The organism is Peribacillus sp. P4_C12, from assembly GCF_056402095.1.
Genome location: NZ_JBFUIB010001013.1, coordinates 1 through 829, shown reverse-complemented (window position 1 = coordinate 829; position 829 = coordinate 1). Strand labels below are relative to the sequence as shown.

The 829-nt window shown below is 41.3% G+C and carries 1 protein-coding gene; it reads right to left on the bottom strand.

The window, feature by feature from the left end:
• Positions 1 to 17: 17 nt before the first annotated feature.
• On the bottom strand, positions 18 to 269 hold the full coding sequence (locus AC1DUW_RS30900) for a hypothetical protein (protein ID WP_477644462.1): 252 nt from the start codon (positions 267 to 269) through the stop codon (positions 18 to 20).
• Between the last annotated feature and the right edge of the window lie 560 nt (positions 270 to 829).

Here is an 829-nt window from a genome sequence, read left to right as displayed (position 1 = left end):
CCCATTCCAGGGCCGAATCACATTCCAGGGCCGAATCCCATTCCAGGGCCGAATCCCATTCCAGGGCCGAATCCCATTCCAGGGCCGAATCCCATTCCAGGGCCGAATCCCATTCCAGGGCCGAATCCCATTCCCATTCCGGGGCCAAATCCCGTTCCCATTCCCATTCCCATTCCCATTCCGGGTCCAAATCCTCCAAATATAATTCTTTCATCATTTTCTATTTGTTGAGGTTGATTCCATTGGTATTGTAATTCTGTGTACAACATAATTCCTCCTCTATTTTATAAACCACAATAATAAATAATATGTTAGGCTTCGTGTGAATTCTTGGGTATTTAACTAGATCCAGAAATAAACTCCGCAACGGCAATAAAACCACGCTGAAACAGCTTTGATAATGCCGTATCAACTTCTCTTCTGTCATGTTAGTGGAACAAGGGCGTTTTTGAGGATATTATTGTAAGTATGATTTTAGATATTATCGTACATTTAAACCCTTGATTTCATTGAATTTTTTTATTTTTTCTTATTATACTTAAAGTCGTCTCCTACATTGTACGTGGATTGAGTGCAATGGTATGTGATGGTCAATAACTTTGTGGAGATAGGTGCACTAATTGGAGTTTGTGGCCATATCATATCTTAACCCTTGTCCATACCTCCTATGATAAGTAGTCTTGCTGTATGCCGTATGCCGTTACGCGTAGTGCAGTTGTACAGGTCCTAGGGTGGGCCATATGAAGGTGCGAGTATTAGGAGGTACGAAAAAGGGTATTTTATTTACGTCCTATAAATGGTCCTTCTATCTTGCTATAGCCCATAAAGA